Source organism: Mycobacterium sp. (assembly GCF_050701675.1).
In the GTDB taxonomy this organism is placed as follows: Bacteria; Actinomycetota; Actinomycetes; order Mycobacteriales; family Mycobacteriaceae; genus Mycobacterium.
The window spans coordinates 1-5771 of the sequence record NZ_JBOGDD010000920.1; the positions used below are offsets into that span (position 1 = coordinate 1).

At 66.6% G+C, this 5771-nt stretch carries 6 protein-coding genes and 1 pseudogene; 5 read left to right on the forward strand and 2 right to left on the reverse strand.

All coding sequences use genetic code 11. The annotated features are described in order from the left end of the window. Positions 1-106 precede the first annotated feature (106 nt). Both ACRDUX_RS27990 and ACRDUX_RS27995 read left to right on the forward strand, forming a co-directional pair. Positions 107-895 (forward strand): maleate cis-trans isomerase family protein, encoded by a 789-nt coding sequence (locus ACRDUX_RS27990; RefSeq protein ID WP_526418627.1) that lies wholly within the window; start codon positions 107-109, stop codon positions 893-895. A gap of 13 nt (positions 896-908) precedes the next feature. Continuing rightward, on the forward strand, positions 909-2219 hold the full coding sequence (locus ACRDUX_RS27995) for an SLC13 family permease (protein WP_526418629.1): 1311 nt from the start codon (positions 909-911) through the stop codon (positions 2217-2219). A gap of 208 nt (positions 2220-2427) precedes the next feature. Here ACRDUX_RS27995 and ACRDUX_RS28000 read toward each other — a convergent pair whose 3' ends face one another. Then, complete coding sequence (locus ACRDUX_RS28000; RefSeq protein WP_526418631.1) at positions 2428-2988, reverse strand: TetR/AcrR family transcriptional regulator; 561 nt, start codon at positions 2986-2988, stop codon at positions 2428-2430. Between the two features lie 115 nt (positions 2989-3103). On the opposite strand from ACRDUX_RS28000, the gene ACRDUX_RS28005 reads away from it, so the two are divergent. From ACRDUX_RS28005 to ACRDUX_RS28015, 3 genes are all read left to right on the forward strand, one after another. After that, positions 3104-3850 carry an SDR family NAD(P)-dependent oxidoreductase gene (locus ACRDUX_RS28005; RefSeq protein WP_526418633.1) on the forward strand — a complete coding sequence of 249 codons (747 nt, stop codon included), beginning with the start codon at positions 3104-3106 and terminating at the stop codon, positions 3848-3850. A gap of 197 nt (positions 3851-4047) precedes the next feature. Beyond that, complete coding sequence (locus ACRDUX_RS28010; RefSeq protein ID WP_526418635.1) at positions 4048-4263, forward strand: antitoxin; 216 nt, start codon at positions 4048-4050, stop codon at positions 4261-4263. After that, positions 4260-4643 carry a type II toxin-antitoxin system VapC family toxin gene (locus ACRDUX_RS28015; protein WP_526418637.1) on the forward strand — a complete coding sequence of 128 codons (384 nt, stop codon included), beginning with the start codon at positions 4260-4262 and terminating at the stop codon, positions 4641-4643. Before ACRDUX_RS28010 ends, ACRDUX_RS28015 begins: the two co-directional genes overlap by 4 nt. Before the next feature lie 21 nt (positions 4644-4664). Here the strand turns inward: ACRDUX_RS28015 and ACRDUX_RS28020 are convergent. Beyond that, positions 4665-5771 (reverse strand): annotated as a pseudogene (locus ACRDUX_RS28020) (hypothetical protein); the annotation flags it as partial.

The window sequence follows — 5771 nt, forward strand, 5'->3', positions numbered from 1 at the left end:
ATCTGGATAACGGATTTAAAGTATCCGGATTTCAGGGGTTCAACCAGCTGGGCACCGCCTTACGCTTCCGGACGACCGTGACCCGACTCACAATGAGGAGCCCCCCATGACCACCGCCCAGATCGACGGAACCAGCCATGACCGCACCCGATACCGCAACGCCATGGGCCCACGCGGTGTCATCGGCGTCATGACGCCCGGCCCGAACGTCGTCGTGGAGAACGAGATGATGGACATGCGTCCACCTGGCGTGATCAACGCCATCGATCGCTACTACGTCCCCAACCAGTCGATCGCCGCCGACGAGGACTGGTCGATCATCATGCGCCACGTTGCCGCCAACCTCGACGACTCCGTCCGCCGCCTCAACGAAGCCCTCATCGACCACCTCGTCCTCGGCATGTCCTCGCAGAGCTTCATGGGTGGCGTGAACGGCAGCTTCGCACTGCTCGACCACCTGCGGGAAGTCTCCGGCGTCGACGTCTCGATGGGCGCGCAGGCGTCGGAGGCGGCACTCCGCGAGGTGGGTGCGCGACGGATCGCACTCGTCACGCCGTACTACCCGGTCATCGAGAAGAACGCCGTCAGCTACTTCGAAGGTCGCGGATTCGAGGTCGTCCACGTCGAAGGCCTCAAGTGCCGCAGCATCATCGAGGTTGCCTCCCAAAATGAGGACCGGCTGGGCGAGGCGGTCCGGAGCGCCGATGAGCACCGCCCCGATGCCATCATCCAGCTCGGCACCAACCTCCGGTTCGGGGCGCTGGCGCCCGCGCTCGAGAAGGATCTCGGCAAGCCGGTCTGGGCGGTCGGCACTGTCATCTACTGGCATGCGTTGCGTGCCATGGGAATCGGCGACCAATTCGAGGGCTTCGGCGCTCTGCTCGCCAAGCACTGAGAGGTAAGCCGAGATGTCAGTTCAATTGATCTCCATCGCCGCCCTGATGGCGGTGTTCCTGATCTCCACCGTTCTCAACGTGCACATGGGCGCACTGGCGTTCGTCGCGACGTTCGTCATCGGCGTGGGCCTGACCGACATGTCCGAGAAGGAAATCCTCGCCGGATTCCCCGCGAGCCTGTTCGTGATCCTCGTCGGAGTGACCTTCCTGTTCGCCATCGCGAAGGCCAACGGCGCCATCGACTGGCTGGTCGACTCCGCGGTCGCACTCGTACGGGGTCGGGTGTGGGCCTTCCCCTGGATCATGTTCCTCATCGCAGCGTGCCTCGCCGGCATCGGCGCGGTGCCCCCGGCGGCGGTCGCGATCATCGCGCCGACGGCCATGCGCATCGCCCAGCGCTACCAGATCAGTCCGCTCTTGATGGGCCTGATGGTCGCCAACGGTGTTAGCGCCGGCGAATTCTCGCCGATCGGGCTGTTCGGCATCATCGTCAACGACGTCGCCGTCGACAACGGGGTGGCGTCATCACCGATCCTGTTGTTCGTCAGCTGCTTCGTAGTCAACGCCGTGCTCTGCTACCTGCTGTACGTCCTCATCAACCAGCGGGCCCGCCGCTCCCACGCCCGCGACGACGACGGCTTCACCGGCACGTCCGGCCGCGCGCCGCGTCCGGGCGGTACCGACGTCCAGGTCATCGACACCGAGGTCGCGCTGGCCGTGCGGCCTCCGATGACCCGCTCGATCGCGGCGACCCTCACCGGTCTGGTGGTCATGGTCGGCACCGTCATCTTCACGGACCTCGACATCGGCTTCGTGGCAATGACACTCGCGGTGATCCTCAGCGTCGTCTCCCCGGACTCGGCGAAGGAGGCACTGCCCAAGATCGCCTGGCCTTCCGTGTTCCTGATCGTCGGCATCGTCACCTACGTCGGTCTTCTACAGGATCTCGGCACCGTCACCTACGTGTCCGACGCGGTCTCGCACCTGAACTCGCCCCTGCTGATCGCGCTGCTCATCTGCGTGATCGGTGCGGTGGTGTCCGCGTTCGCGTCGACCACCGGAATCCTCGGTGCGCTGGTGCCGCTCGCCGTGCCGTTCCTGCTGGCCGGCGAAGTGTCATCCGTGGCGATGATCATCGCACTCAGCCTCGCCGCGTCGATCGTGGACTCGTCACCGTTCTCGACGTCGGGTGCGTTGATCGTCGCCAACACCGCGGAAGAGGATCGCGACCGCGTCATGAGCCAACTCCTACGCTGGGGCATGGCCATGATCGTCATCGCCCCGGTGATGGCATGGACGATCTTCGTGTTGCCCGGTTGGTAGCTGCCGAGCTGCTTGCGGGCGAGCCTCCTCGTCGAACTACTCGACGAGCGTGGGTCCGCCCGCTGCCGCAGTTACTCACTGCACTTCAAGGCTTCAGCGCCGAAATAGCCACGGAGGCTCTCGAAGTCCTGAGCCGGGTTGTCAGTGGCAGACAACCCTGCGCACGCGAGCCACTGCTGTGGAAGGGCAACGGCGAAGAAGGGTGACATTAACTCTCGGCGGTCGACCCCGGCCAACCCGTCAACGCCAGGTCCGCCACGGCGTGTAGGTCGGCGCGGCTGGCCCCACTGCGGGCCTGCACTGAGACCCCCTGGCCTACGCCAACGATCCAGCGCGCCAACACCAGAGTGTCGACACCGGACAACTCGCCGTCGGCGACCGCGGCGTCGAATCGTTCGGCGAGCCGGTGCACCATCGCCTCCCGTAGCTCGGCCAAACCGGGGGCTTCTCCGACGGTCAGGCACCCGAGGATGTCGCCGCTGACCGTGTCGGCCGCACCGTGCACCATGGCCTCGGCGACCTCGCGGGCCGTCGGCCGGGTCAGTGCATCGGTCATGTAGTCGCCGGGCCCGGCGAGGTACCGCTCCGCGGCGCGCTCGAACAGCTTCTCCTTGGACCCGAACTCGGCGTAGATGCTTCGTCGGTTCACCCCGGTCGCGGCCGTCACGTCGGAGATCGACACCCCGTCGAAGCCACGGTCCCAGAAAAGTCTCATCGCGGCGTCTTCGACCTGATCGGGGTCGAACTCCCGCGGCCGTCCAACTGCCACACCGCACCACCCTTCATGTGATGCCGGTCATGTCGGGAATTGATCCACTGGCACCGGCCTTGACCTCAGCGTACTAAGTAACACAACGGTTCGTAATTATGAGGAGGCCATCGGAATGAGCACAGCACCCCTGACCGGACGGCGAGCACTGGTCACCGGAGGATCCCGTGGAATCGGCGCGGAGATCGTGCGGCGACTGACCACCGAGGGCGCCGCCGTGGCGTTCACCTACTCGGCCTCGGAGGCCGATGCCGAGAAGCTCGTCGCCGACGTGACAGCGAACGGCGCCAAGGCAGTGGCGATCCAGGCCGACGCCGCCGACCCGGCCCAGACCGCGGCCGCGGTCGAGCAGGCCGTCGCCGTACTCGGCGGCCTGGACGTGGTGGTGAACAACGCTGCCGTCGCTCACCTCGCGCCCATCGACGACTTCCCGCCCGAGGAGTTCGACCGCCTGGTGGCCATCAACATCGGCGGCGTGTACTGGACGACCCGCAGCGCACTGAAGCACCTGGGCGAAGGCGCGCGGATCATCAACATCGGCAGCATCAACGCCGACCGCATACCGGGGCCCGGGCTGTCGGTCTACGGCATGACCAAGGGCGCGGTGTCCTCGTTCACCCGCGGACTGGCCCGCGATCTCGGTCCGCGCGGAATCACCGTCAACAACGTGCAGCCGGGTCCGATCAACACCGAGATGAACCCCGACGATGGCGACTTCGCCGAGTTCATGAAGCAGGTGACCGCGCTCGGGCGTTACGGACAGGCCAGTGACGTCGCCGCTCTGGTGAGCTTCCTGGCCGGTTCAGAGTCCGGATACGTCACCGGTGCGAATCTCAACGTCGACGGCGGCTTCACGGCCTGAGGGGCACGAGGCAGCGTGGATTGCATTGTGCGACGGACCATGTCGGCTGACCAGTGGTGAGGTTGTCGCGCATAGCCGGGCACTTCGCACACCGGTCCGGGGGAGCTGGCGTTCGACCAAGCGGGCTCAGCCCTTGCCGGGGCAGACGTGCTAGCAAAAAGCAAGCATACTGCAAGCAATTCGCATACAATCTCGGCATGCGAACTCTGCATTTGCGCAATGTGCCCGACGACGTGATGAACCGGCTCGAACGGCTGGCGCGCGCAGCGAGCACATCGGTTACGGCCGTGGCCATCCGGGAGCTCGACGCTGCGACGCGAAGGGTCGACAACGCTGCGTTGATCGCCACCCTGCCCGACCTGGACATCGCGGCCCACGCGATCGCCGAGCACATCGACGCCGATCGCAGGTGATCGTTCTCGATGCCTCGGCGGCGGTATCGGCACTGCTGAACGACGGTCAGGCCCGCCGCCTGGTCGCCGCCGAGATGATTCACGTCCCACACCTCGTGGACGCCGAGGTGGTGAGCGCAATGCGACGACAGGTTCTCGCCGGACTCCTGAGGGCAGAGGATGCGCACCACGCCATAGGTGTCTGGAGACAGTTGGGGCTGATCCGCTACGCCGCACCGCCGCTGCTGGAACGTGTCTGGGAGCTACGAGAGACCGTAACCCCGTATGACGCAATGTATGTCGCGCTGGCCGAGAATCTCGGCTGCGCGCTGGCGACGGCCGATGCGCGGTTGGCCGGGGCAAGCGGTCCGCGCTGCGCCATCACTGTCGTGCCTCGATGAACACCGCCCCCGTGGGCGAGGCTACGGCAACCCGAGCGCCGCGCGGAGCCGGTCGGCGTCCATGCCGCCGCGGGCGGCCTCCCCGGCGGGGAAGGTGTCGAGCAGCTTGATCAGGTCGGCGCGTCGGGTGGGGTCGTCGGCGGCCTGACGCGGCGTATGGCCATCGAGTGCGGGGATCGGCTCGTCGAGCCATTTGGTCTCGTAGTCGTGGATGAAGTCGGCGAGGTATGCGGCGACCTCGGGGTCATCCGAATCGAGCGCGCGGCCGCCACCGCCGGGCAGCTGCTTGGCCAACTCGGCAGCCTCACGGGCGTCACGCACCGGCCGGCGAGTGTCGTCGAGCACCGTCATCGCGGGATCAATCCGAGCCAGGGTGGCCAGCACCCGGTCCATCCGCTTGTCGCTGTTGGTGTCCACCCGCAGCGTGTCTCCGTCGAGCATCAACATGGTCCGGATGCGCGGCATGCCTTGGGTGGTCACATGTTCCAGCCAGCGTGGCGGCTCCTCACCATCGAGCCGGTCGTAGGTGTCGTCCAGCGCGGCTGCGATCGCGGCCGGACTGCTCACTCGCACGGTGGACTCGCAGATCGCCAGCGGATCGCCTTCGGTGTTGACCAGCGTCGGCGGTGCGAACCGTCGGCTCAGGTATGCGACCAGCTCCACCGGGTCGGGTTCGGCGTCGAGGAGCGCGACAAGCGCGTCGCGCTCGTGCAACGCCACCGGCTCGATCCCGCCGAAGACCTGCATCGTGTCCCCGGCGGGCACCACTCGGGCGCAGATCAGTTGTCCGGACTTCAGTAGACCGCTGCCCGTGCGTTCACGCACCTCGTGCCTGTCGCCGGTGCGCACGTCGCGCACCGTCATTCCCTGGCCGCGGCGCACCTCTTCGACCTCGAACACCGATCGGTCTGCGAGTAGCCATTGCTCGGCCAGTGTCCGCTCGTCCTCGGGCAGCAGCGCCCCGCGCTTCGCGAGGAAGTCCGCGAACGCACCACCCTCGAACAACACCGCGTCCACCACCAGTGGGTCGGTCAGCCCATCGAAATCCGTGTCGTCATCGTCGTCGGCATAGAGGGTGCGCTCGAGGCCGACCTCGTCAAGCAGCTCATCCCAGCCACTCAGCAGGGC